This window comes from Bacillus sp. ISL-4, assembly GCF_018613275.1.
GTDB lineage: Bacteria > Bacillota > Bacilli > Bacillales > DSM-1321 > Peribacillus > Peribacillus simplex_E.
This window is the reverse complement of sequence record NZ_JAGGQN010000001.1, coordinates 142,141-167,725: the sequence shown is the minus strand read 5'-3', so window position 1 is coordinate 167,725 and position 25,585 is coordinate 142,141. Positions and strand designations below refer to the sequence as shown.

Genomic DNA, 25,585 nt, shown 5'->3' with positions numbered 1-25,585 from the left:
TTGACAAAGGGGGCTTTTGAATGGGTAAGGGGGATAAGTACGCCAACTTAGCAGAAGAGTTATTGGGGAAAATGGGTGGGGCATCTAATGTTGCCGATGCTGCACATTGTATGACCAGACTCAGGGTACTGCCAATCGATCGTTCGAAAGTAAAAATGGAAGATATAAAAAATACGGAAGGTGTTTTTGGCGTCATTGAAGAGGAAACGATACAAATCGTCCTCGGGCCAGGCGTGGTGAACAAGGTTCATACAGAATTTGAAAAGCTTCTGGAGGAATCTTCTAGCGATTTGAACTTAAAAGAAGTAGCCTCGAAGAATAAATCTGAGATTAATAGGAAAAACGCAAAACCATTTAAACTTTTTTTACGCAGGATTGCAAGTATTTTCATCCCTTTAATTCCCGCCTTAGTGGCATCAGGTTTGATTACCGGTATTACAAAAGCAATCGTTCAAGCGGGCTGGCTTGCCGCAGAATCGCAATTAGCCATCATTTTAACCGTTATCGGATCAGGGCTGTTTGCCTACTTGGGGATTTTGGTTGGAACCAATGCAGCAAAAGAATACGGTGGATCACCTGCACTTGGTGCACTTGCAGGTATCTTGGTCATAAACCCGGCCGTCGGCGACATTTCATTGTTCGGTGAAAACTTGCTCCCTGGCCGCGGTGGGTTGATAGGAGTCCTCTTTGCAGCTATTTTCATAGCCTTGGTGGAAAAACGGGTCAGGAAATTCATTCCTCAATCACTGGATATCATTTTGACGCCAACCATCGCTTTACTCATTACTGGGATTGTCACTTACATTGTATTTATGCCGGTAGGTGGGTTTTTATCGGATGCCATTACGACTGGGTTATTGAATGTTTTGGATTTCGGTGGTGTCGTAGCTGGATTCGTACTTGGTGCGGCCTTCCTCCCTCTCGTCATTACTGGTTTACATCAAGGGTTAACACCTGTCCATCTAGAATTGATCAATTCGATTGGTGATGATCCACTGCTTCCCATTTTGGCGATGGGTGGCGCGGGCCAAGTTGGAGCGGCATTTGCCATCTATATGAAAACGAAGAAAGCAAGTTTGAAGCGAGCTATCGGAGGGGGCCTTCCTTCCGGGATGCTAGGTATCGGTGAACCCCTTATATTTGGAGTGACCCTGCCATTAGGCAGGCCTTTCTTAACTGCATGTTTAGGTGCAGGAGTAGGTGGAGCCTTCCAAGCTCAATTCGGAATCGCAACGTCGTCCATCGGTGTGTCCGGACTGCCGCTTACCTTTTTAGTTCATCCAAACCAAATCGGATTGTTCCTCGCTGGGTTGTTCATTTCCTATATAGCAGGATTTATTTTTACGTATTTGTTTGGATTCAAAGATGAAATGGCGGTTGAATTCAAGTGATCGGAATTTCTTTTTATTTACAAGACCCGCATGCAGAAACACAAATCATCCATGCTGCTAACCTGGGGGTGAAGAAAGCATTTACCTCGCTTCATATTCCTGAAGAGAAGGGTGATCTCGTGAAGAGGATGATCACGCTTTTAAAGCTTTCAGAGGCCTATGGACTGGAAATCCATGCAGATGTCTCATTAAACACGCTTGATCATTTGGGGATAAGCAAATTTACGGATTTATGGCCATTAGGTATTAAAGGTATTCGCCTTGATGATGGGTTTGATAAAGAAACGGTCATATCTTTATCTAAGGTGTTTTCACTCTCACTAAATGCAAGTACATTGAATGAAGAAGAACTTTTAGCCGTGCTTGGGGGCGGTGTGGAAACGGAAAGTCTGATAGCTTGGCACAACTTTTATCCGAGGCCCGAAACGGGCCTTGAGGAAGGGTTCTTTCATGAACAAAATCGAATGTTCAAGAAATACGGCATACCGATCTTTGCTTTCATCCCGGGTTCAGGAAGTAAACGCGGTCCTCTTCATGAGGGCCTTCCAACACTTGAAAAACACAGGTTGATGAATCCTTACGCTGCCGGTATTGAGCTGATTCAGCATGTGGAAGGAGTTTACGTTGGAGATCAAGGAACGGAGAATAATCTGCTTGAGAATCTATCCGCCTATAAAAATCTAAATATTCTAACTGTTAGAATGGAATCCCGAATCTTGCAAAGCGGTCAGTATAAATTGAGGCCAGATGTTTCTCAAGATGTTTTCCGGCTGCAGAATACCCGGGTCAAAGCAAATGTTGAGCCGAGTAATACAGTTGCACGCAGCCTTGGGTCCATAACGATGGACAATGATGCTTACGGAAGATATCGGGGGGAGGTCCAAATTTGCAAGAGAGACCTAGGGGCAAATCACCGAGTTAATGTTATAGGTCGAGTTATAGAAGAAGATATTCCCTTGCTGTCCCTTCTAAAGCCTGGTCAAACGATAAACCTTGTAATTGAGTGACCAATTGAATCAATTATACAGGGGGTAAATGGATATATTTCATGAAGGCTTGTTAAAAGAGGCGGCTGCGGGGTTTCCAATGCTGCCTTGATTTCTTTATAGGATCTATATAGTTCATTTCCATTCATTTTTATGAAAGTGGATATGGAATTGTTGCTAACGGAACTAAAAAGTATACAAGGGAGGAAGCCTAAATGATAAAAAGGATATGTGCCCCTGCTGGAATCGCATTATTCTTTGTTTTATCCATTTTAGGAGGGAATGCGACAGCAAAGGGATCAGAGAAGGAAAAATCTGTATCGGATATTCAGGAAATCGTAGAAAGCATGACAATCGATGAAAAAGTCGGTCAAATACTAATGCCGGATTTTCGTAATTGGAAAAAACAAGGAGAAGCGAAGGCGACCGGGTTTATTGAAATGAACTCAGAAGTTGCAAGCATCATCAAAAAATATCATCTGGGCGGTGTGATTCTGTTTGCTGAGAATGTAGTCGATACCGAACAAACGGTTCGGCTAACAGATGGCTTGCAGATGGCAAGCCCGGACCTGCCGCTGTTCATAACGATCGATCAGGAAGGAGGAATCGTAACTCGCCTTCAAACTGGAACGAATCTTCCTGGAAATATGGCACTTGGTGCAGCCAGAAATGAGAGTTACGCTTATCAATCTGGAGAAATCATTGGCAGGGAACTGTCGTCACTTGGCATAAATGTCAATTTCGGGCCGTCTGTCGATGTCAATAATAATCCCGGAAATCCTGTTATTGGCGTTCGTTCCTTCAGTTCTGATCCGGAACTTGTATCAAAGCTTGGCATTCAGATGATAAAAGGATTGCAAAATCAGAACATGATAGCGACGACCAAGCATTTCCCCGGACACGGAGATACAGCAGTCGATAGTCATTATGGTCTCCCCCTTGTTTCTCATGATAAAGAACGTTTGCGTTCCATCGAGTTGGTTCCTTTCCAAAGGGCCATCGATGCTGGAGTTGATATGATGATGACAGCACATGTTCAATTTCCTGCTTTCGATGACACTAAGTATATCAGTAAAAAAGACGGTCAAGAAATAATGGTTCCTGCAACGTTGTCACAAAAGGTCATCACGGGTCTATTACGTGAGGAAATGGGTTTTAACGGTGTTGTGGTTACAGATGCTTTGAATATGAATGCCATCGCGGACAACTTCGGACAGGAAGAAGCTGTGGTCCTTGCCCTTAAATCTGGCGTTGATATTGCACTGATGCCTGCACAGGTTAATTCGCTTCAAATGAAAAGAATATAACCTCTGTATTCAATGCAGTGAAGTCAGCAGTGGAAAGTGGGGAAATTCCTCTAAGTCAAGTCAATCAATCTGTAACGAGGATACTTGAACTGAAAGTGAAGAGAGGGATATTAAACCCTGATGACACTCCAATCGATAAAAAAATCGAAACCGCGCTTAAAGTGGTCGGAAATGAAGATCATTTGAAAAAAGAAAGGAAAATGGCGGAAGATGCCATCACTCTTTTGAAAAATGAAGACAAAACATTGCCTTTCAAACCTAAGAAAAATGATAAAGTTTTAATTCTTGCTCCTTTTGATGATCAAGTTGAATCCATGTCCAGGAGCATCAGAGAACTAGCTGACAAAAAGAAAATCAAGAAAGTCCAAATAACGGGTATGAGTTTTTCAGGAAAGTCATTTTCAGATCAAGTGGCCAAACTCATTGATGAATCGGACTTTGTCATAGCTGGTTCCTATATTATCAAAAACGATCCGGCTGTCAATGATGGAGTGATAGATGATAGCATTCAAGATTCGGCGAAGTGGGCAACAGCCTTCCCTAGGGCTGTCATGAATCATGCTAAGAAGAAAGATAAAGAATTTGTTTTAATGAGTTTAAGAAACCCTTATGATGTTGCAAACTTTGAAGAAGCGAAAGCGGTTCTTGCTGTTTACGGGTTCAAAGGGTATTCGAATGGGCGTTATAGACAGCCAAATATTCCGGCAGGCATCTCGACCATTTTTGGAGAATCAAAACCTAAAGGCACGTTGCCTGTCGATATACCATCAGTAACCAAGCCCAATGAAAGCCTTTATAAATTTGGATATGGATTAGATATTAAATCTGGAAGACCCATTAAAAAATAGTGAGGGATGCAATTTGAAAAGAATGATAATCCTATTTACCATTTGTCTGTTGACTTTCGGCATCGTTTCCTCAAAAAGTGTAACCGCTGTTAAAGAGAAGAAAAAACAAAAGGTCAGTCCCGGTATTGAAGTTCTTTTAAAAGAAGAAAAGGACGTGTTAAGCGGAAAGAAAGTCGGCTTGATTACGAATCCAACCGGCATCGACTCTAATTTAACCAGCATCGTCGATCTACTTAATGATGATCCGGATATTAATTTGACAGCGTTATTTGGTCCTGAACATGGAGTGCGTGGAGATGCGCAAGCTGGTGCAAGCGTTGAATATTATATTGATGAAAAAACAGGGTTGCCCGTTTATAGCTTATATGGCAAAACGAAAAAACCGACGCCTGAAATGTTAAAGGATGTTGAGGTCCTTGTTTTTGATATCCAGGATGTCGGAACACGCTATTACACTTACATCTACACGATGGCTTATGCAATGGAAGCAGCCAAAGAAAATGATATTCCATTTATCGTGCTGGACCGGCCCAACCCACAAGGCGGGGAGTCGGTAGATGGGCCAGTACTTGAACCTGAATTCTCATCGTTTGTTGGTTTGTACCCAATACCCCTTAAGCATGGGATGACTGTTGGGGAACTCGCTACTTTGTTCAATAAGGAATTTAAAATTGGTGCAGATCTAAAGGTCATCAAGATGAAAGGCTGGAAGCGATATATGGATTATGACGAAACTGGTCTCCCTTTTGTCTTGCCCTCACCGAATATGCCGGCAGTTTCCACAACGTTCGTATATCCGGCTACAGGCTTGATCGAGGGAACGAATGTCTCGGAAGGCAGAGGAACGACTAAACCATTCGAGTTGATTGGTGCCCCTTATATAAACAGCGATGAGCTTGCTGGGAAATTAAATGCATTAAGGTTACCTGGCGTAAAATTCAGAGCAGCCTCCTTTACACCTACATTTTCAAAACATGCAGGTAAACTTAGCCACGGAGTGGAAATTTATATAACGGACAGAGAGGAATTCAAGGCTGTCCCTACCGGACTTCACATCATCAAGACCATTCAGGATTTATATCCTGGAGATTTCGAATTCCTTGCAGCCAACAATTTCAATTTATTGATTGGCAATGGATGGGTAATGTCAAGAATTGAAGAAGGTTCATCAGTAAATGAAATTATGAAAGAATATCAAGCAAAGCAGGATGCTTTTAAAAAGGTTCGCAAAAATTACTTGCTCTATAAATAAGTGAAAAAAGAAAAGTCCGGTTGGACTTTTCTTTTTTTATGAACTTTCGAAGGAGGAAGAAAATCGCTAAGACTTTATTCCTGAATAAAGCCAAATTTATAAATGAAATGAAGTTCTAAAATGGAAGGAACCGTTGTCTAATAGAATATGGGGTTTGCCCTAAATCAGTAATTGTCAGGAGGAAAGAGGGATGAAAAAATATCTTCAAAAAATTGGACGTTCCTTGATGCTGCCAGTAGCCGTATTGCCGGCAGCCGCCATATTAATGGGGATCGGTTATTGGATAGATCCTGCAGGATGGGGAGCGGGAAGTCCGTTAGCAGCTTTCTTAATTAAAGCAGGTTCTTCGATCATTGATAATATGGCTATCTTGTTTGCTGTTGGAGTGGCATTGGGCATGTCGAAAGGAAAAGATGGAGCCGCCGCTTTGAGCGGGCTGGTAGCCTATCTAGTCGTAACGACATTGCTTTCCACGGACTCGGTAGCGATGCTGCAAGGAATTGATGTAAAAGATGTAAATCCAGCATTTGTGAAAATAGAAAATGCATTTGTCGGAATCCTCTCGGGCCTTATAGCGGCAGCTATGTATAATCGGTTCAGTAAGGTCGAGCTGCCGGATGCACTCGCTTTCTTTAGCGGTAAACGCCTTGTCCCAATCCTTACTGCGGTTGTCATGCTACTCGTTTCTCTTATACTATTCTTCGTATGGCCACTCATCTACTCCTGGTTAGTTATATTCGGGGAAGGAATAAGTGAATTAGGTGCAGTTGGAGCAGGACTCTATGGATTTTTCAATCGGCTTTTGATACCAACAGGTTTACATCATGCGTTAAACTCCGTATTCTGGTTCGATGTAATAGGACTTAACGATATCGGTAAATTCTGGGCTGGAACAGGAATAAAAGGAACCACGGGCATGTATCAAGCCGGATTCTTTCCCGTCATGATGTTCGGTTTACCGGCTGCTGCTCTTGCCATGTACCATTCGGCAAAATCACGGAAGAAAAAACAAGTCGCCTCATTAATGCTCGCAGCTGGTTTCGCTTCATTTTTCACAGGCGTTACTGAACCGTTGGAATTTGCTTTCATGTTTGTTGCACCAGCCCTGTTTGTTGTGCATGCTTTATTAACAGGAATATCGTTGGCTATTGCTGCCACTTTCCAATGGACAGCAGGGTTCGGTTTTAGTGCAGGATTCATTGACTTTGTTTTAAGTTCAAGATTGCCATTGGCAAATCAACCTTATATGCTACTTCTTCAAGGACTGGCTTTTGCTGTCATTTACTATTTCTTATTCCGATTCTTGATAAAAAGGTTCAATTTAATGACTCCCGGCAGAGAAGATGATACAGAAGATGAGCTTGATGGCGGAGGAGTGATTGAGGAAGCAGACAGCAGTCGCGGCGGGAATGATGAGAGTAAATTCTTTGGAATGGCTTCCGCTATTTATGAGGGTTTAGGCGGTGACGCTAACGTTACATCTGTAGATAACTGCGTTACCCGATTAAGGGTTGAGGTGGAGAATATGGGAGCTGTCGATCAGAATAAAATCAAATCAACAGGGGTTGCTGGAATCAATATCGTGGGTCCCCAAAGCATTCAAGTCATCGTAGGGACACAAGTACAATTCATAGCTGATGAAATTGAAAAGATCCGGCGGCAATAGCTGGTACACTAAAAATCTACGATCAGGATTATATTTTCTGATCGTAGAGATTTTTATGATAAAGTACTGATTATAAATGCGCAAAAGATTTATCTATATTAACTCTGCTTTTAAAATAGAATAAAACGAATCAATGTTCTATAATATATAAGGATATTGAATGAAGGATTTGCCATGAAGCTTGGAGAAATAGTAATGAAGCTTGTTCGCCAATCATTTGAATAATTAGGAAATCAGTGGTAATGAAGGCTGTATACATACACGTCAATCTAGAGACACGATCATATAGTTTACTAAGTTTTGAGCAAGGGATATTTTTTGCATTTCTGAAACTTTTAGTATGGGGGGGTTCCAGTCTTGTATAAACAAAAAACCAAAGAAACTGACAGTAGTGTCATTGAGTTCATTGAGAACGTCGATAATCCCAAAAAACGTGAAGATGCATATGAATTGCTGGATGTTTTCACCAAAACGACAGGTTATGAGGCAAAGATGTGGGGACCGAGCATCATTGGGTTCGGTATCTATCATTATAAATATGAATCAGGTCACGAAGGCGATGCCCCCCTGGTAGGCTTTTCCCCTCGAAAAGCAAAAATCAGTTTATATTTCTCTCCAGGGGATAAAAAAAGGGAAGAATTGTTACAGGCATTTGGAAAACACACTTCCGGAAAAGGCTGTGTGTACATCAATAAAGTGGCAGATATCGATAGTAATGTATTGAAAGAATTGATTAATCAGTCTGTCAAGTTTTTGAGAGATAAGTACCCGGACAATGAAAAATAATAGAACGTATGATCAGTTTATAATTGTTTAAGAGGAACAAGAAAGCGAGTGGGAACGAAAATGAGAAAAATTAAAGTGGGCATAGTTGGGTACGGATTGTCAGGAGCCACATTTCACGCTCCATTACTAAGTGTTTTAGGGCAGTTTCAAATAGCGAAAGTTGTCAGCTCCAATAAGGAAAAAGTCCAAAAAGATTTGAAAGATGTGGAAGTGGTAAGCAGCTTAGAGGAAATTCTTGAAGACGCGTCCATTGATTTGGCTGTTATTACGACACCGAGTGGTTTGCATTATGAAATGGCCAAGCAAAGCTTGTTAGCCGGGAAGCATGTCATCCTCGAAAAGCCGATGGTAGTGGAAGTTCGGGAGGCAGAGGAACTAATTAAGATTGCCGAGGAAAAGGATCTGCTATTAAGTGTCTATCATAATCGGAGATGGGATAATGACTTTTTGACCGTGAAAAAACTTATGAATGATGGAGTGCTTGGGGAAATCAATACATACCAAGTCCATTATGATCGATACAGGCCTGTGGTCAGGGATAGATGGAGGGAAAAACCAGGCCCGGGATCAGGCATGCTTTATGATTTAGGATCACATCTCATCGATCAAGCACTGCATTTGTTTGGATTGCCGCAATTCGTTTGGGCAGATGTATTTTCCCAAAAAGAAAATGCAGAAACGGATGATTATTTCCATTTGATATTAGGATATGAAAAGCTGAGAGTTATCTTACATTCTGGCTCAATCGTTCCGAATAATGGACCGCGGTATCAGGTGCATGGAAGTAAAGGATCATTTATCAAGTACGGTCTTGATTGCCAAGAGGCGGCCCTAAGTGAGGGGGAAAAACCGCTGGATGACTCTTGGGGTGCAGATGATCCCGAATTCTATGGTAAGCTGGTTACGGTTGAAGGAGAAAATGAGATACATGAAACCATTGAAACACTGCATGGTTCTTATTTAACGTATTACCAGGCAGTTGCCGATAGTATATTGAGCGGGAAAAAAGCTCCAGTCACTGCCCAAGAAGGGTTATCGGTCATTAAAATCATTGATGCGGCTTTTGAAAGCAGTAAAGGAAAGAAAGCCATTTATATTAAATGAAATTCAATATCCCCTTATAAAATATGAATTGAGAAAACTGAATGTTAAGCGGCCTTATTTTTAGAAATAAGGTCGCTTTTTATGCTCAAATGCATGATTTCCCGGTTTATTAGGCAAATCAAAACTCGTGAATTCGAATGTTACGCAAGAATTTGAGCGGTTTACGCATAAAATTGGAGCAAATATTCGAGAGATTGGGCGTTTACTCGTGAAATAGTGCCATTTACTCGTGAATTTGGATCAAATACTCGTGAAATTCATACATATACTCGTGAATTTGAATGTTACGCAAGAATTTGAGCGGTTTACGCATAAAATTGGAGCAAATATTCGAGAGATTGGGCGTTTACTCGTGAAATAGTGCCAATTACTCGTGAATTTGGAGCAAATATTCGAGAGATTGGGCGTTTACTCGTGAAATAGTGCCATTTACTTGTGAATTTGGATCAAATACTCGTGAAATTCATACATATACTCGTGAATTTGCCGCATTTACTCGTGAATTCAAATGTTACTCAAGATTTTGAGCGGTTTCAGCATGGAATTTGAAGCTAACATTAGAGGGATTGAAGTATTTGAACTGGTAGATATACAGTTTTGGAGGTTTAAAATAGATATGAAAATCATAATGAAAACCCCCGAATGGCACCTGCTACTCGGGGGTTTCGTTGAGGTATAAAACTTGAAATGCCTTTTAAGCTTTAGGATAATGCCTTTGCATGAAGAGATCGCCTTTGCCAAGCCATGGTAATCATCAAAGTAATGAATAAGAGGATAAGGCCCAACATGAACGGATAGGTAATGTGGACATCATACATCATTCCGGCAAGTGTAGGTCCGAGCACATTTCCGATGCTCATATATGCATTATTCATACCCATTGCAAAGCCCTGCTCATTTCCTGCCATCTTGGAAATCAGTGTGTTTAGAACTGGACGTAAGATGGAGGTGGAAAGGAAGATGACCAGTGAAATTAAAAAGAAAATCAGGTAACTTGAAGCAAAAAGAGATAGGAGGAAACCGATGGCTGCAACACTGATAAAGATATTCAGCACATTCACTTCCCCGAAACGCTTTACAATCCGGTCGACGACAAACAGTTGTACAATTACACTGACGATACCAGTGGCTGTAACCATGAAGGCGATGTCCTTAGGGCTTGAATTGAATTGATTATCAAGATAAAGACCAATGACAGATTCATATGCCATTAAGCCAAAGCTCATTACAAGTGTAATGATGAGTGGGATGAAATAGGGCACTTTCACGGATAAGGCAATCTTCCGAACCATCGTTTCGGTTTTTGCATCCATGGCTTGAGTAACCTGTGCCGTTTCGCTTTCTTTTAAAACAAATATCGAAAATACCACAGCTGATAGCGATACCAGCGCAGAAATCAAAAAGGGAAACTTCAAGCCAAAGTCAGCTAAAAAACCTCCAATTCCTGGACCGACTACAATTCCCAGTGACATGGCGGCAGATACTAAACTATTGCCTTTAGCGCGTTGATCAAATGTGGTGATATCGGCTACATAAGCAAAAATTGCGGGTATAAGCAAAGCTGCCCCGATCCCGCCAATGATGCGAGAAGCATATAATAACCAAATGGAATTGACTGCATAAAAAATAAACATGGATAATGTCAAACCGACCAATCCATAAATAATCATTTTTCTGCGCCCGAATTGGTCAGTCCATTTTCCGGCAATTGGTGAAAAGATAAGTTGTGCACCTGCGAAAATGGCAATCATTAGGCCAGCGGCGGTTCCTCCTTGATTAATGGAGGCCAGGTATGCTGGTAAAATGGGAATGATGATACCGAAACTTCCTATTGCTATAAACATATTGATCATGAGGATAATGATCTTTTTGCGTTGTTCTGCTGACATGGACAGCCTCTCTCTCTCTTTAAAAATCAATAACCAATTTAATTCGCATGGTTAATTTTTTGATACGTTAATTATGTTATAGTTTTAGATAGATAGTGTCAATAAGAAAGGATTGTCAATCATGCATTCAAGTGAATTGTATAATTTACATCTAGAAATCAAGGAACTAAGCAGCCTCTCACAGGAATTGGTGGAACCGTTATTGGTTAAATATGATTTAACTTCTGTACAGTATCGTGCATTGCAATTAATTGTCTTGACTGAATCCATAGCGGTTAAAGATGTTTCGAATCATTTAAAAATCAAACCTGCAGCAGGAACTGCACTAATTGACCGGCTTGAACGGAAGAAGTTGATTGAGAGGGTACACAGTGAGGATGATCGGCGGTTCGTTTTTATCCAACCCACCGAAAGTGGAAGGGAAACCTATCATTCCATCAATAAGTGTTTTGCCAAAATCTTTCGTGACTTTTATAGCGTCCTAAATGAAGAGGAAACGCAACGGCTCAAACAAATCGTTGGGAAACTGACCGAACATGCATCGTCTTGCATAGAGAATAAAATATAGTCTTCCTGACGTGTATAGTTTCCATTATAATAGAAAGAAGAAAGACTAAAGCAGTGAATTCCACTGTTTTTAGGATATTAATTATCAGAATAATTAAAAAATATCAGAATTAGTCATTCCCCTGGTATAACGGTTAGATGTATTCAATGATTCTTTAAATGATGTAAGAAATCCATTAAAGAAGATATGACTTTTGGAAAATGAATATGTATCAAAAAGGTTAAGAAATTTTTTTCTCAATGACTAATCATGGCGAACCAGGCAGAGGAAGTGTGCTGTAAGCAGAGAATCACAAAAGAAGGAGATGGTAAAATGTTTTCCCCATTAACCCCAATGGATTGGAAGCGCAGGGCCGTAAAATATTATCCTCATAAAGTGGCAGTCATCGATGAAGAGAAAGAGTTTACATACAAGGAATTCGGGCAGAGGACAGATCAACTTTCCAAAGCACTGTATTCTTCGGGAATTGAAAAAGGCGACCATATTGCAGTAATGTTGCCAAATACGCATTATATGTTGGAATGTTTTTATGGCATTTGTCAAATGGGAGCGGTAATGGTTCCTTTGAATTATAGACTTGCTGCAGAGGATTTGGAATATATCATCAAGCATAGCGATTCAAAAATGTTGATAGTCGATGAAGAATTCACTGCTCCGATCGAAAAGATCATTACTAGACTTTCATTGGAGAAAATCATTATCGTGCCTGTTGAAGGACATGAAACCACTTTACCTGGAATAGACTATGAGAATTTCATTTTGCATGCAATTGATGAAGCACTGCCAGAGGTTACAATCGATGAAAATCAACTTTTGACTATAAATTATACGAGTGGAACGACTTCAAAACCAAAAGGGGTAATGTTAACCCATCGCGGGAATTACATGAACGCCGCTAATTTCATTTATCACCTTGGAGTGAATCATGACGATGTATACTTACATACCCTGCCAATGTTTCACGCTAATGGCTGGGGAGGTGTATGGTCGGTAACGGCTACTGGCGGGACTCATGTATGTTTAAGGAAAGTCGATCCCCCACTTATCCTCAATTTATTCGCCCATCATAATATTACATTATTATGTGGGGCACCTACTGTCGTCAATATGCTAGTGAATGAACCTAAAGCAAAAGAAACAAATATCAATGTGCGCCCAAGGATGGCAACAGCAGGTGCACCTCCAGCAGCAGCGCTTATACAAAAGGCACAAGAAATCCTTGGTTTGAATATGATTCACGTATATGGATTAACAGAAACTTCACCATTCATCCTATATAACGAGTGGAAGGATGAGTTTGAGGCTAAATCGGTGGACGAACAAGCAATAATAAAGGCAAGACAAGGGATTGAATTGGTTTTCAATGGGGAAACGATGGTAGTCAATCAAGATGGGAAAGAAGTCGCTTGGGATGGAAAGGAACTGGGGGAAATCATTACTCGCGGCAATGTTGTAATGGAAGGATATTATAAGGATCCGGAAAAGACGGCCGAAGCAATTAGGGATGGCTGGTTTCATACAGGGGATCTGGCAGTGACCTATCCTGATGGATATATTGAAATACAGGACAGGGCTAAGGATTTAATCATTTCCGGGGGGGAAAATATTTCTTCAACAGAGGTGGAAGGGGTATTGTATAAACACCCAGATGTTTTGGAGGCGGCGGTCATTGCCATCCCAGACGATAAGTGGGGAGAAACACCTAAGGCAATCATTGTGCTTCACCCCAATGCGGAAGTGACAGAAAATGAGATCATTACCTTTTGCCGCTCTAAAATGGCTCACTTTAAAGCACCGACAACAGTTGAATTCGTAGAGTCTTTACCGAAAACGGCAACAGGTAAGCTACAAAAATACCGTTTGAGGGAAATCCATTGGAAAGGATCGAAAAAGGTAAATTAAAGGTTTTCATTATAGGAACAGTTGTCATAAAAAGTTAAAAACGAATAATGTACGGCAAATAACAGACCAAGAATGCTTTTAATAGCATTCTTGGTTTTTATTTTTATGGAAAGCACCAGTTCCTCTGTATTACTGGGAACCATGTAGATTAATTAACGAGGGCTTCCCAATGAAAGGTTTGACTTAAAACAATATATATCCGTTATTTTAGATAAAATTGGTTTTTTACCATTAGCATAGACTGATAGATGATAAGCGTGTTTTACCGGAATAATAATCTGCTATTAAACTATTAAGACTGCCTGGAGTGTGATGTCAAAGTAAACTAAGGAAAAAATTTCAAAACAGTGATGATTGTACTTATTTCAATAAAGTTCTCTTTAAAAGTATTATTTCTTGATAATTAGAGTAGAGACTTACATCAATCGTTATTTTGTAACAGTTCGTAAAGAATAGCACGGTGAATTTTAAAAAAACTAAATGGGATCACGCTATAAGGAAGAAACTAATAAGCACATAGAAAAATAAGGGATAATCCATTAAAAATTCTGTAAATTTAAATCAAACATTATAACGTTATATTGATTAGTTCAACAAAATATGATAATCTATTTTTGTAAAGAGAAATGAAATGAATTCTTACACAATTCAGTGTAATCGTATACAAAGTACTTGCAATCGATAGGATGTACCGAAAAGGATGAGGGAAATGACAGATACGTTAGTTCTGAAGAATGTAAAGATGTTAGAGGGAAATGCAGCGGATATCATACTGGAAAATGGGATGATTAAAGAAATCGCACTTCCCGGAACTGCAACAGGGGATAAGATAATAGATTATGATCAAAAAGTTTTTGTTTCCAGCGGATGGATTGATATGCATGTACATGCTTTCCCGGAATTCGATCCTTATGGTGATGAGGTTGATGAGATTGGATATAAAACGGGTGTAACAACGGTCATTGATGCGGGAAGCACGGGGGCAGATAGGGTATCTGATCTCGTTAACAGCTGTGAAAATTCCAAAACGAATGTTTTCGCCTTTCTGAATATTTCGCGGATTGGTTTGAAAAGGATTGATGAGTTATCGGATATTTCATGGCTGGACGAAGGGGAATTAAGGAAGGCAATTTCAAAGTACGGGGATTTTGTTGTTGGACTTAAAGCTAGAATAAGTAAAAGCGTGGTTGGTCCAAATGGTGTCGAACCATTAAAAATCGCTAGGAAGTTCTCGGATGAAACTGGTTTACCATTAATGGTCCATATCGGTTCAGGGCCGCCTGATATTAAAGAAGTCCTTGAATTACTTGAGGAAAAGGACATTATTACACATTTCTTAAATGGTAAAGTGAATAATTTATTTGATGAAAGAGAAGAGCCGCTGCCTGAGTTCAGTAAGGCGATTGAACGTGGTGTCCATTTGGATGTAGGTCATGGAACGGCAAGCTTTTCTTTTAAAACTGCAGAAATGGCGAAAAAGCGGGGAATACGCTTCAATACGATCAGTACGGATATATATCGAAAAAACAGAGAGAATGGGCCAGTTTTTAATATGGCAAATGTGCTTACAAAATTTTTGTATCTGGGTTATCCATTAAAGGAAGTAATAGATGCTGTTACGGTCAATGCAGCAGCTTGGTTGCATAAACCTGAGCTTGGCAGGATTTCAGCTGGGGATATTGCGAACTTGACCTTATTCTCGATCAAGAATGAGCCGACCCTTTTAATGGATTCCGAAGGAGAAAAAAGGATGGCAGAAAAAAGAGTTGTCGTAAAAGGAGTGGTTATAAATGGAGAATTCATTGAATGCTAAATACGGTTTGAAAAGAGTCATAAATGCAAGCGGAAGAATGAGCATATTGGGGGTTTCTGCCCCAACTGACACAGTGATGGACGCGATGAAAAAAGGTGGGCAAAATTATGTTGAAATTTCTGATTTAGTCGATAAGTCAGGCCAGCATATAGCGAATTTGCTTCATTCTGAAGCAGCTGTCGTCGTAAACTCGGCATCAAGTGGAATTGCGCTTTCAGTAGCGGCAATCGTTACTGAAGGAAATAGAAGGAAAAGCGAAAGGCTTCATCAAGATCTCATTCAAAAGAATGAAATCATCATGCTGAAAGGCCATAACGTTCATTATGGTGCACCGGTTGAAACCATGATTTACCTTGGTGGCGGAAAAGTGGTTGAAGTTGGTTATGCAAACGAAGGGAAGGCAGAACATATTGCGGATGCCATAAATGAAAATACTTCTGCCATTTTATACGTGAAATCGCATCATGCTGTTCAGAAAAATATGATATCGGTCGAAGAAGCATGGGAAGTGGCCAAAACGAATAATATCCCTCTGATTGTCGATGCAGCAGCGGAGGAGGATTTGGAAAAGTATGTACAATTCTCCGACTTGGCCATTTATAGTGGATCAAAGGCCATTGAAGGACCCACATCCGGTATCGTTGCTGGCAGAAAAAAATATATCGAATGGGTAAAGATTCAACTGCACTGTATCGGAAGGAGCATGAAGGTTGGAAAGGAAACTACCTTTGGGTTGCTTCAGGCATTGGATGAGTATTTCGTCAAGACGGATAATAGCGAAAAAGAAAAAGCTAGTTTACAAGTTCTTACATCACTTGAATCCATTGAGGGCGTAAAAGTAACGATAGTTCAGGATGAAGCCGGCCGTGCCATATATAGAGCACGTATTTCCATTGATCCATTAATAACGGAAACAACGGCGAAGGAAGTGAACGAGCAGCTCAGAAATGGGGATATCGCCATATACACACGTGATTATGGGATACGCCAAGGCTTTTTCGATATAGATCCGCGTCCTTTGCAAGGTGATGATATACATGTCATTGAAGCACAATTAAGAACCATATTAGGAGGAAAACAAGGATGACAAACATAAACAAACGGTTATTGAATGATCGTGTAGCCTTAAATGTACTTGCAAATAGTGTAGAAAATGCAGTGGAAGTCTTTGAAGCAGCGGAAGGCCATGTATTGGTTGGTGTACTTTCAAAGGATTATCCAACTGTGGAATCTGGTGTTACAGCAATGAAAGAATACGGGGAAGCCATTGATGAGGCCGTTTCAATAGGATTGGGCGCGGGCGATAATAGACAGGCAGCGGTTGTCGCAAAAATAGCAAAATACTATCCAGGCAGCCATATTAACCAGGTTTTTCCATCTGTTGGTGCTACGAGGGCCAATTTAGGTGAGAAGGACAGCTGGATAAATTCACTTGTTTCTCCAACTGGGAAAGTAGGTTATGTGAATATCTCCACTGGTCCAGTAAGTGCAGGTGCAAGTGAAACTGCCATTGTGCCTATCAAAGCTGCCATTGCGCTCGTTCGCGATATGGGAGGAAATGCTCTGAAATACTTCCCGATGAAAGGCCTGAAGCATGAAGATGAATATCGTGCCGTGGCAAAAGCTTGTGGTGAAGAGGGATTTGCTTTGGAACCAACAGGTGGAATCGATTTAAATAATTTCGAGACTATACTAGAAATCGCATTAGAAGCAAAAGTGCCTAAAGTAATTCCCCATGTATATTCTTCCATCATCGATAAAGAGACTGGAAAAACGAATGGGGAGGATGTACGGAAATTATTGACCATAACAAAAAAATTGGTTGAAAAATATGCCTAAAGGGATTGTGGCATTCGGGGAAGTAATGATGCGTTTGCAGGTACCAGGGCATGAATTGCTATCACAGGCCAACACTCTGCAATACTCCTTTTCAGGCACGGGGGTAAACGTTGCTTCTGCGATGACAAAGCTAGGACATGAAGGGTATCTTGTGACAAAGTTACCGGATAACCCCCTTGGGGATTCCGCGATTTCATCTTTGCAGCGATTGGGTATTGGAAGGAACTTCATCTCTAGAGGTGGCAAATACTTGGGGATGTACTTTTTGGAAAATGGTTTTGGACAGCGGGCGAGCCGTGTCACATATTCCAATCGACTGGAAAGCAGTTTTAATACAGCCTCCTTATCCGATTATGACATGGATAGGATTGCAGAAAGTACGGATATCATCCATTTTTGCGGAATCACGCTTGCAATGGCGGAAAATGTACGGGAGAGTATGAAGGTGCTGGCTAGAAAAGTCAAAGAAAAAGGCGGTACAGTCTGTTTCGATTGCAACTACCGCCCCTCTTTATGGGAGGGAGGTTATGCTGACGCAAAGCCTCATTATGAAGAAATGCTTTCTTTGGCTGATATCGTCATGATGAATGAGAAAGACGCCCTATATATTTTAGGAATGAAGTCTGAAGGCTCCACAAGGGAAGAACAGCTAATCGAGTTGATCCCTGAGGTGGCAAAGAAATTCAATATTCAGTCGATAGCAGGGACACATCGTTCAATCAACAGTGATAATAGCCATACGTTGAGGGGGTATATATACAAGGAAGAAACATTTTACTTTTCCGATATCCTATCATTTTCCGTATATGATAGAATAGGTTCAGGCGATGCTTACACCAGCGGAATCCTACATGGAGAATTACGAGGATATTCCCCTGAAAAGACAGTTAGGTTTGCGGCTGTTTCAGGAATGCTGGCATGTACTGTCGTTGGAGATACTCCTTTGGCAACCGAAAAGGAGATACTCTCGGCAATGGAAGGTAAAATGGAAGATATTAAGAGATAAAAGGCAGGAGATTAGGAATGAATGTGAACAGAAAAAATGGACCGATGTATTTACAGATAAAAGAAATATTAAAGGATCGTATTTTACATGGGATTTATGCCATCGACACAAACATTCCCTCTGAGCCTCTTTTGGAAGAAGAATTTAACGTAAGTAAGGTCACTGTCCGTAATGCAATCAAAGAACTCGTGCAAGAGGGGTATGTTGAAAAGAAAAGCGGCAAAGGCACTAGGGTCATAGCTAATGATTCGGTTGTCAAACTTTCAAAAGGAAAGCGTTTCACAGAGCTGTTGGTGGAGGAAGGGCACTCCATTTTAAAAAAGGTGTTAAACATAAGTCATGTTGACCTTTCTTCAGACTCTAAGCTGCATTCTTTATTTGGTGACCATTGCATAAGTATCGAACGGATATATTTATTGGACAATGAACCTTATATTTACTATACACATTATGTTTCACTCGCTATGGACGAAGAAGATATGAAAGAGGTCCAGATCAATTCCTTGTACCGCTTTTTGGAAGATCAAAACGTCAAACTTGAAACATTCAGAGATGAGTTTGCCGTTGCTATCGCTCCGAATCACATTTGCGAAACTCTGAAAATCGAAAACAATAGTCCTGTACTAAAAAGGATTCGGATTTCCAGTGATGGGGACGGAAATGTTATGGAATACAGTGAAGGGTATTACAACACGGCTAAACAGAACTACATTGTGACATATAATGAGCCGGTACAATAATTCAATTATTGTATTGGTTTGAATGTAAGCGATTTCAATAGGGTGGGGAGAACATATGGATCTATATTTATTAGGAATCACGCTGATAGCTATCGTAATTGTTATTTTGGGGGTATCATGGTGGAAATGGCATGCATTCATTAGCTTGACTGTTGCCAGTTTATTTTTAGCGGTTTTTTCTGGACTGCCGATGGACAAGATTGTAGGAGCATATGAAACAGGTGTCGGAGCGGTCCTTGGTCACCTTATTGGAATATTGGCTTTAGGGACCATCTTAGGAAAAATGATGTCCGACTCTGGAGCCGGTATGCAGGTTGCTGACTTTTTCATTAATAAATTTGGTGTGAAGAACCTGCCATGGGCCATGCTTTTATCTGGTTTCATCATAGGCATTCCGGTATTTTTTGAGGTTGGTTTAGTAATATTGCTGCCATTGGTCATTTCCATTCGGAAATCAACCAAAGTGAACATCTTGTTAATTGGTATTCCAGTACTTGCTGGTTTATCGATCGTACATGGGCTGGTACCTCCGCATCCGGGAGCCATGACGGCTATTGGGATCTATAATGCAAACATGGGACACGTACTTCTGTACTCATTGATCATCGCATTCCCGACTGCTGTAATTGCCGGACCTCTATTCGCAAAATGGGTTCAAAAACGGGTTATTCCTGTTGGTGAACCGGAATTGATCCGGGTGGTAACAAAGTCAAGTGGATTACCAGGGACTGGAGTTTCGTTCTTCATCATCCTTTTGCCTGTATTGTTGATGGTTTTAACTGTATTGGCGCCTTATTTGCCGCTACCGGGTTCCATTGAAAAATTCTTATTGTTTATCGGAAGTCCGGTGATTGCCCTATTAATCTCCTGTTTTGCTGCTTACTATTTCTTGGGCTACAGACAGGGAATGGACAAATCGCTAATTAAAAAGTTGACGGAAGAATGCTTATTGCCATTAGCCTCCATAATCCTTATTATCGGTGCTGGTGGAGGATTCAAGCAAATTTTAATTGATAGTGGCGTAGGGACTGCAATTGCTTCCATGTCTGAAGAAATATCTTTATCACCGATCATTCTTGCATTCCTTGTGGCCGGATTGATTCGGATTGCCACGGGTTCTGCAACCGTCGCTTTGACCACGGCAGCAGGAATCGTTTCACCGGTCGTTGCCAATATGACAGGTGTAAATCTAGAATTACTCGTTATTGCCACTGGCGCAGGCTCACTTATGTTTTCCCATGTTAATGACGCCGGTTTCTGGTTAGTAAAAGAATATATGGGATTAACCGTTAAAGAAACATTCAAAACATGGACAGTCATGGAAACTTTACTTTCCTTCGTGGCATTCGGTTTGGTTTTAATTTTGGATATATTCATTTAGTAAATAAAGGGTCTGAATAAGGGCATTTACCTCCTTGATCTGTTTTGGGGTGACAGATCAAGGAGGCTTTTATTTAGTTTTGAACATGTTGGGGAGGGAGTAAATGACTGGCTTGGTTATTAAAGATAGGTCGATTGCGGAAATCAGAAACAAAAGTCATTCAGAATAGGAAGTAGTATGACAGTGACAAGGGTGTAGTTTCATCCAGAAGACGTTTGTTTTGCTCCTCGAAGATATAAGTCCTGACAGAGACTTCTATATTGAAAGATTGACAGCTTCCCGTTTACATATTCATTCTGAATATAATCCAGTAATTCATTGGCATGGTTAGGCTTTTGACGTTTTTCCTGAATATAATGGAGGATTAAAACTTCTATATTCACACACTCACCTTACTTGACAAGTATTTTTTTCCATTAACAATATAACATGGTAATTCAAAAAAATATCATTTTTTGAATATTTTAACTATCGACATGTTTATACAAATAATGGAATGATTCGGGCTAGTGCTGAAAATTTGATAAAATATTATCGGGATATGCAAAAACCTACTGGTATGGACTCTTTCTAACTTTTATTCTACCGTCTTGTTTTTAAGTCGGCTCAAGAAAAAACCCTTGAAATTCAAGGGTTGGATTGTTCAGTGATAAAAAATGTTGGCGCTGTTTTTACATGGGGCTTCAGCTTCATGCTTGTATCTTTTGTACAGGAATAGGTGATAAGCGCAGCTCTGCGGCTTCTCTCTTAATGGAGAATAAATAAGCTGCCAAACCTAAGATGGCTGTAAAAATCAGCATGGTGATCGATGAACTGAAATCCCCGCCAGACAGGTCACGAAGCCATCCCATGATATAACTCGAAAAGCCGCCCATGATATTCGTGAATCCAATTAGACCAGCGGCCCGTCCTGCCGTTTCAGGTGTTGAGTATTTCACCATGAGCATATTACTTAAATGGAACACACCGCCTTGACATCCCATTGCCAGTCCCATACATAGTCCGGCTAAAATAGGATTGGGGATGAAAATCGCTACAGTCAGAAAGACTGCCGTCAATGAAAATAGAATCGTGGCCATCAAACTTGGACGTCTGGTTTTGTCAGCCAGAAAACCGCATGCCAAGACAAATCCTAAAGCGAATAGCCAGGAAAGTGAAGTAATACTCGACATTCCTTCCTTTTCGAATCCTTTTGCTTCAATGAGGTAGGTAGGAAGCCAAATGCTGATACCGAAAAATAAGAAGGAGCATACAAGCATGCCGAACCAAACAATCCAGAAACGATAATCTTGGGCGAAACTCTTTTTCTCGGAGGCAGCGGTTTCTTTCACTTCATCATCAGTTTGGCGAATGAAAGCCAATTCCTCCTTACTTATACGGGGGTGCTCTTCTGGTGTATTCCGTGTCAATAAGATGAACATCGGGATATTTATAAATAAGTTGAATGCTGCAAGCATAAAGAAAGCTGCCTGCCAGTGGAGTAAAGATATCACGAGCACCAAAACAACTGCTCCCATTGCCGGACCTAAATAGTTACCGGTAAGCCATGATGCCTGGGCCCTCCCCAATTCGCGTTTATTAAACCAGTTAGAAATGAATTTGCCGGATACCGGAATCATCATCCCCTCACCAAAACCAAGAATGATCCTGCTTATTAAAAACATTTCATATGAATTTGCCAGACCTGACATAATCATCGTGAGTGTCCAAACGAATAAACCGGCAATGGCTGTTTTTCGGGCACCTAATTTATCAATGATGAAGCCCCAAAAAAGATTGGAAACTCCATAGGCAATGGTGAATACAAAAGATAGAAGACCGATCTTTGCATTTTTGTCATCGCCTGTCATACCGAGTGCATGCAAGAATTCAGGATCTGTTTGAATGATGGAAATGCCAACCTTATCAATTTGTCCGAAAAACCAAAAGAAAAAAATTGGAACGGCAATATACAACCATCTTTTTTGCCCATTTAACATAATACCATCTCCTTGTCGCTTTTTAGCATTCCTTAAAACACTTACCATTGAGAATAAGTGAATTACGGGTTGTCCCTTTAGAAAGGTACTAGTTTTGATTTTTCATTTAAGAGCTTTCCCGCCTTTCTTTATAATTTTTGATAGATAAAGTCGCGGAAATGTTTTGTAAGGAAAACAAAGTTTTACTTTCTTAACGATAAATTAAAATAATTTGATTGTCAATTTAATATTTTGATAATTTTATATCTTTAGAATAAACAAACTTATAAGCGCTTTCATGTTAAAAACAGAGTTCCATTGCACCCTTTTGTACTTTCTTTGAATTATTTAATCAAATGAGTGGATGGACCTCTATCACGGACTTAAAAATGGAAGTATTTAATCTTTTGTGTCAAAAAAACAAATTATTATCAAATTATAAAAAATTCCGACTTATTGATATTGAATTTAAATTCAGGAAAATCTATAATTCATTTATATTGTTTTGTATATGAAATACTTAATATGGAAAAAAATCATGATTTGGCATAAAATATCGATGTATTAAAAATTCTTTATTTGTTTTCACTTGTTAAATTGGTTATATTTGGTTGTATTGATCTTTTCTATCTATACGTCAATTAAGCTAGGCCTTCCAAATAGTTTTATATATGTAAATATGCTTTAATTGACACATATAATATTCTATTTAAACATGAAGAATAAGGCTAGAAGGGATGCCAATTAGACAATTAGAAGAATGCCCGATCCATTATCTGAAAAAAGGAAAGTAAAAGCGCTTGTTATCCTGCAGTGTTTGGGAAACAAGGAGTTACAGCTCGGTCATTCGATGGGCTCGGCTATGCTCTCGATTCTACTGGTCGTTTTCCGGAAGTGGTGAAGGCGTTGATCATATCTGATGCGACTCGTTGGGCAACTGTTGTTAGTAAGGAAGAAAGTGAACGGAAATTTCTGAATAGATTACATTCCATTCCATCGAAACGTAAATCAGATGAACATGCAAAGCAGAGGCAGTGCACTACTGGCGCCCATGTTTCTGTCTAGTAGGGAAGGGCGAAACGCATCTGGCCGCAAAACTTCCGTCAGGATACCGGTCATTTTCTTTCTCTTTATCAAATTTAAACCAAGTGGACATCCTATCTTCATTATCAGTTCCGCCTTTGATCTTGTGTGGTGAACTGATAGTGAGTCAAAATTTTTTTGGACATTGATTCCTAATTCCAAGTTTTTCATTGTTCGGAAGTTTGGCCACTTATGTTATCAGCAGGATCGGTTTATTCAATGATTATGGTACGGGTTTTCCAGAAAAGGTATGCAGCCATTGAAGTATGCATCAAAAACATTCACCAAATGAACTACTGAAAAAATGTACATATACTGCAAGTTCTTCTTTCTAGGTATGAAGAAAGCTTTACTGAATGGGTTATATTCAGGAGAAAATGAGATTTATTCACAACGGGGGGAATACTCGAATGGCAAGCGAAGAAAAAGAGAAAGAGAAATATAGTGCTAATTCATTGGTAAGAGGGTTGGAAATCATTAAGCTCTTTAATGAAGTACAGCCGAGTTTGTCTCTTTCAGAAATTGCAAAACAACTGGGAGTAAGCAGAACGGTACCATATCGTTTATTATTTACATTACAAAATATCGGTTATCTGTCACAGGATGAACATACCAAACGTTATAGTTTAACGCCAAAGGTTCTTGAATTGGGATTCAGCTATTTGAATAGCTTGAAATTCCAGGAAATTGTCCAACCATATATGGAGAACTTGCGTGATGAAATCGGAGCCTCCTGCCATCTATCCATTCTGGATGGACAGGAAGTTGTGTATGTTGGAAGTGCCCCAATCAGAGGTGTATCCGCTGTCAATGTGAACATAGGTTTGCGGTTGCCGGCACATGCTTTGGCCAATGGAAAATTACTTTTGGCATATCAACCGAAAGAAATGCTAATGCAAATGTTCAAAATCTCAAATCTAACTCCTTATACAGACAAAACACTCACCGCGCCGGGTGAATTTCAAAAACAGCTGGATTCGATTCGGCAGAATGGTTATTCGATGACTAGCGGGGAATTCCACCCTGGGATCCGTTCTGTTGCCGCTCCGATTTTTGACAGGACTGGAAAAGTATTGGCTGCCTTGAATGTCGTGGCGACGGAGTCGGCTTATCAGGAAGATTTCATCGATAAAATCGCCTTGCCGAAACTGTTGGAGGTTTCTCGGCAGTTATCCGTTTATATGGGATATAGTGGGATTAAGCCGTTTCAACATGAAGATATCTGATCATGATTGAGTGCCAATCTAAAAAAATGAATAATCTTCGAAAGTGTGGATCCCCAACTCTAGGGTATCTGCACTTTTTTTATGTTAAAAAAAGGAATATGGTGGTTGCATCGTTCCAAGTTATACCAAGAGGAAGAAGGTGTGAATTGTAAAAATAGTTTTAAATATTCTAAAAACTCATTGACAATGAAGCGGTTTCATTTTAGTATTAATTCATAGACGAAACAATGTTTTGCTTATAAAACACATTGTGGTTTAGAAACAGCAAATAAGGGAGGAATTTTAAAATGACAAAAGAAACTTTTTCAGTGAAAGATTTTGAAAAAAAATATGTTGCCCGATTGAAAGACCGTACGCTTGATTGGGGTGTCTTGAAGTTCCAAGAAGAAATCGATCCAGCTTATAGACGTGCACAGATGAGATATATCGGACGCGGTGCCACCGCAAATAATGATACAAATGTAATTGCAGGTGAACATTTCACTCTTAGTACAATGGTGCTGCCGCCGGGATGTATCGGGCCATTGCATCTTCACGATGATGTTGAAGAAGTGTTTTTCATTCTTGAGGGTGAAGTCACTGCGTTAATTCAAGAGGATAGCTACAGTGAAGTGCATGAAATTAAATTAAGTGCGAGAGACTGCATCAGCAGCCCACCAGGGGTTTATCGGGGAATTAGGAATGACGGGGATGTAGAAGCGCGCATGCTCGTGATGTTAGGGGCAGTGAAGCCTAACTTACCGACATATCCTGAAGGCAGTGAACTGGAAGAACTGCGTAAACAACGCTCTAAAGAAAGAGAAGCCATTATTAAAGACTGATCATTTAGCCGAAAAGGGC

21 protein-coding genes and 1 pseudogene are annotated in these 25,585 nt (G+C 40.3%); 19 read left to right on the top strand and 3 right to left on the bottom strand.

Annotation, left to right across the window (positions count from 1 at the left end; genetic code table 11):
* The first annotated feature begins 20 nt into the window (after positions 1-20).
* From J7J00_RS00780 to J7J00_RS27795, 8 genes and pseudogenes are all read left to right on the top strand, one after another.
* Positions 21-1,391 carry a PTS transporter subunit EIIC gene (locus tag J7J00_RS00780; RefSeq protein ID WP_214786613.1) on the top strand — a complete coding sequence of 457 codons (1,371 nt, stop codon included), beginning with the start codon at positions 21-23 and terminating at the stop codon, positions 1,389-1,391.
* Positions 1,388-2,398 carry a MupG family TIM beta-alpha barrel fold protein gene (locus J7J00_RS28600; RefSeq protein ID WP_214786611.1) on the top strand — a complete coding sequence of 337 codons (1,011 nt, stop codon included), beginning with the start codon at positions 1,388-1,390 and terminating at the stop codon, positions 2,396-2,398. The genes J7J00_RS00780 and J7J00_RS28600 overlap by 4 nt, the downstream gene beginning before the upstream one ends.
* 194 nt (positions 2,399-2,592) lie before the next feature.
* Positions 2,593-4,532 (top strand): annotated as a pseudogene (locus J7J00_RS00770) (glycoside hydrolase family 3 protein).
* 13 nt (positions 4,533-4,545) lie between these two features.
* Complete coding sequence (locus J7J00_RS00765) at positions 4,546-5,784, top strand: exo-beta-N-acetylmuramidase NamZ family protein (protein ID WP_396020461.1); 1,239 nt, start codon at positions 4,546-4,548, stop codon at positions 5,782-5,784.
* 190 nt (positions 5,785-5,974) lie between these two features.
* Positions 5,975-7,450 carry an N-acetylglucosamine-specific PTS transporter subunit IIBC gene (nagE, locus tag J7J00_RS00760; RefSeq protein ID WP_214786610.1) on the top strand — a complete coding sequence of 492 codons (1,476 nt, stop codon included), beginning with the start codon at positions 5,975-5,977 and terminating at the stop codon, positions 7,448-7,450.
* Positions 7,451-7,807: 357 nt separating this feature from the next.
* Complete coding sequence (locus tag J7J00_RS00755; protein ID WP_214786608.1) at positions 7,808-8,236, top strand: DUF1801 domain-containing protein; 429 nt, start codon at positions 7,808-7,810, stop codon at positions 8,234-8,236.
* Positions 8,237-8,296: 60 nt separating this feature from the next.
* Positions 8,297-9,340, top strand: a complete 1,044-nt coding sequence (locus J7J00_RS00750) for an oxidoreductase (RefSeq protein ID WP_214786606.1) — start codon at positions 8,297-8,299, stop codon at positions 9,338-9,340.
* A gap of 229 nt (positions 9,341-9,569) precedes the next feature.
* Positions 9,570-9,701, top strand: a complete 132-nt coding sequence (locus tag J7J00_RS27795; RefSeq protein WP_286201116.1) for a hypothetical protein — start codon at positions 9,570-9,572, stop codon at positions 9,699-9,701.
* A 340-nt stretch (positions 9,702-10,041) separates the two neighbouring features.
* Here J7J00_RS27795 and J7J00_RS00745 read toward each other — a convergent pair whose 3' ends face one another.
* The gene (locus J7J00_RS00745; RefSeq protein ID WP_214786604.1) at positions 10,042-11,229 is read right to left on the bottom strand and encodes an MFS transporter; all 1,188 of its coding nucleotides are present in this window, start codon (positions 11,227-11,229) and stop codon (positions 10,042-10,044) included.
* 121 nt (positions 11,230-11,350) lie between these two features.
* On the opposite strand from J7J00_RS00745, the gene J7J00_RS00740 reads away from it, so the two are divergent.
* The 8 genes from J7J00_RS00740 to J7J00_RS00705 all read left to right on the top strand — a co-directional run bounded on the left by J7J00_RS00740 (position 11,351) and on the right by J7J00_RS00705 (position 20,478).
* The gene (locus J7J00_RS00740) at positions 11,351-11,797 is read left to right on the top strand and encodes a MarR family winged helix-turn-helix transcriptional regulator (protein ID WP_214786602.1); all 447 of its coding nucleotides are present in this window, start codon (positions 11,351-11,353) and stop codon (positions 11,795-11,797) included.
* A 312-nt stretch (positions 11,798-12,109) separates the two neighbouring features.
* A complete protein-coding gene (locus tag J7J00_RS00735) occupies positions 12,110-13,699 on the top strand; it encodes a long-chain-fatty-acid--CoA ligase (protein WP_214786600.1) in 1,590 nt (529 codons plus the stop codon).
* Between the two features lie 709 nt (positions 13,700-14,408).
* On the top strand, positions 14,409-15,512 hold the full coding sequence (locus tag J7J00_RS00730) for an amidohydrolase/deacetylase family metallohydrolase (RefSeq protein ID WP_214786598.1): 1,104 nt from the start codon (positions 14,409-14,411) through the stop codon (positions 15,510-15,512).
* The gene (locus J7J00_RS00725) at positions 15,490-16,599 is read left to right on the top strand and encodes a DgaE family pyridoxal phosphate-dependent ammonia lyase (RefSeq protein WP_214786596.1); all 1,110 of its coding nucleotides are present in this window, start codon (positions 15,490-15,492) and stop codon (positions 16,597-16,599) included. Before J7J00_RS00730 ends, J7J00_RS00725 begins: the two co-directional genes overlap by 23 nt.
* Complete coding sequence (gene dagF, locus J7J00_RS00720; protein WP_214786594.1) at positions 16,596-17,351, top strand: 2-dehydro-3-deoxy-phosphogluconate aldolase; 756 nt, start codon at positions 16,596-16,598, stop codon at positions 17,349-17,351. Before J7J00_RS00725 ends, dagF begins: the two co-directional genes overlap by 4 nt.
* Entirely contained in the window at positions 17,344-18,357 is a 1,014-nt protein-coding gene (locus J7J00_RS00715; protein WP_214786592.1) for a sugar kinase, read from the top strand. The genes dagF and J7J00_RS00715 overlap by 8 nt, the downstream gene beginning before the upstream one ends.
* Positions 18,358-18,374: 17 nt before the next feature.
* A complete protein-coding gene (locus tag J7J00_RS00710; RefSeq protein ID WP_214786590.1) occupies positions 18,375-19,097 on the top strand; it encodes a GntR family transcriptional regulator in 723 nt (240 codons plus the stop codon).
* Positions 19,098-19,152: 55 nt separating this feature from the next.
* Complete coding sequence (locus J7J00_RS00705) at positions 19,153-20,478, top strand: GntT/GntP/DsdX family permease (RefSeq protein WP_098371922.1); 1,326 nt, start codon at positions 19,153-19,155, stop codon at positions 20,476-20,478.
* Between the two features lie 200 nt (positions 20,479-20,678).
* Here the strand turns inward: J7J00_RS00705 and yppF are convergent, their stop codons facing one another.
* Both yppF and J7J00_RS00695 read right to left on the bottom strand, forming a co-directional pair.
* Entirely contained in the window at positions 20,679-20,861 is a 183-nt protein-coding gene (gene yppF, locus J7J00_RS28595) for a YppF family protein (RefSeq protein ID WP_081112928.1), read from the bottom strand.
* Between the two features lie 306 nt (positions 20,862-21,167).
* Entirely contained in the window at positions 21,168-22,457 is a 1,290-nt protein-coding gene (locus tag J7J00_RS00695) for an MFS transporter (RefSeq protein WP_214786588.1), read from the bottom strand.
* Positions 22,458-23,249: 792 nt separating this feature from the next.
* Between J7J00_RS00695 and J7J00_RS00690 the strand changes: the two genes are divergently transcribed.
* From J7J00_RS00690 to J7J00_RS00680, 3 genes are all read left to right on the top strand, one after another.
* Complete coding sequence (locus J7J00_RS00690) at positions 23,250-23,501, top strand: hypothetical protein (RefSeq protein WP_214786586.1); 252 nt, start codon at positions 23,250-23,252, stop codon at positions 23,499-23,501.
* 428 nt (positions 23,502-23,929) lie between these two features.
* Positions 23,930-24,745 carry an IclR family transcriptional regulator gene (locus J7J00_RS00685; protein ID WP_214786584.1) on the top strand — a complete coding sequence of 272 codons (816 nt, stop codon included), beginning with the start codon at positions 23,930-23,932 and terminating at the stop codon, positions 24,743-24,745.
* A 287-nt stretch (positions 24,746-25,032) separates the two neighbouring features.
* Positions 25,033-25,566: a cupin domain-containing protein gene (locus tag J7J00_RS00680; protein WP_214786582.1), complete on the top strand. Its 534-nt coding sequence runs from the start codon at positions 25,033-25,035 to the stop codon at positions 25,564-25,566.
* Positions 25,567-25,585: the final 19 nt, after the last annotated feature.

Excerpts from the sequence above, each read along its gene's own strand:
- J7J00_RS00705 (WP_098371922.1), top strand. The coding sequence starts at position 19,153 with ATGGATCTATATTTATTAGGAATCACGCTGATAGCTATCGTAATTGTT.
- J7J00_RS00745 (WP_214786604.1), bottom strand. The coding sequence starts at position 11,229 with ATGTCAGCAGAACAACGCAAAAAGATCATTATCCTCATGATCAATATG.
- J7J00_RS00780 (WP_214786613.1), top strand. The coding sequence starts at position 21 with ATGGGTAAGGGGGATAAGTACGCCAACTTAGCAGAAGAGTTATTGGGG.
- J7J00_RS00750 (WP_214786606.1), top strand. The coding sequence starts at position 8,297 with ATGAGAAAAATTAAAGTGGGCATAGTTGGGTACGGATTGTCAGGAGCC.
- J7J00_RS00695 (WP_214786588.1), bottom strand. The coding sequence starts at position 22,457 with ATGTTAAATGGGCAAAAAAGATGGTTGTATATTGCCGTTCCAATTTTT.
- dagF (WP_214786594.1), top strand. The coding sequence starts at position 16,596 with ATGACAAACATAAACAAACGGTTATTGAATGATCGTGTAGCCTTAAAT.
- nagE (WP_214786610.1), top strand. The coding sequence starts at position 5,975 with ATGAAAAAATATCTTCAAAAAATTGGACGTTCCTTGATGCTGCCAGTA.
- J7J00_RS00715 (WP_214786592.1), top strand. The coding sequence starts at position 17,344 with ATGCCTAAAGGGATTGTGGCATTCGGGGAAGTAATGATGCGTTTGCAG.
- J7J00_RS00730 (WP_214786598.1), top strand. The coding sequence starts at position 14,409 with ATGACAGATACGTTAGTTCTGAAGAATGTAAAGATGTTAGAGGGAAAT.
- J7J00_RS00735 (WP_214786600.1), top strand. The coding sequence starts at position 12,110 with ATGTTTTCCCCATTAACCCCAATGGATTGGAAGCGCAGGGCCGTAAAA.
- J7J00_RS00680 (WP_214786582.1), top strand. The coding sequence starts at position 25,033 with ATGACAAAAGAAACTTTTTCAGTGAAAGATTTTGAAAAAAAATATGTT.
- J7J00_RS00710 (WP_214786590.1), top strand. The coding sequence starts at position 18,375 with ATGAATGTGAACAGAAAAAATGGACCGATGTATTTACAGATAAAAGAA.
- J7J00_RS00725 (WP_214786596.1), top strand. The coding sequence starts at position 15,490 with ATGGAGAATTCATTGAATGCTAAATACGGTTTGAAAAGAGTCATAAAT.
- J7J00_RS00685 (WP_214786584.1), top strand. The coding sequence starts at position 23,930 with ATGGCAAGCGAAGAAAAAGAGAAAGAGAAATATAGTGCTAATTCATTG.
- J7J00_RS00740 (WP_214786602.1), top strand. The coding sequence starts at position 11,351 with ATGCATTCAAGTGAATTGTATAATTTACATCTAGAAATCAAGGAACTA.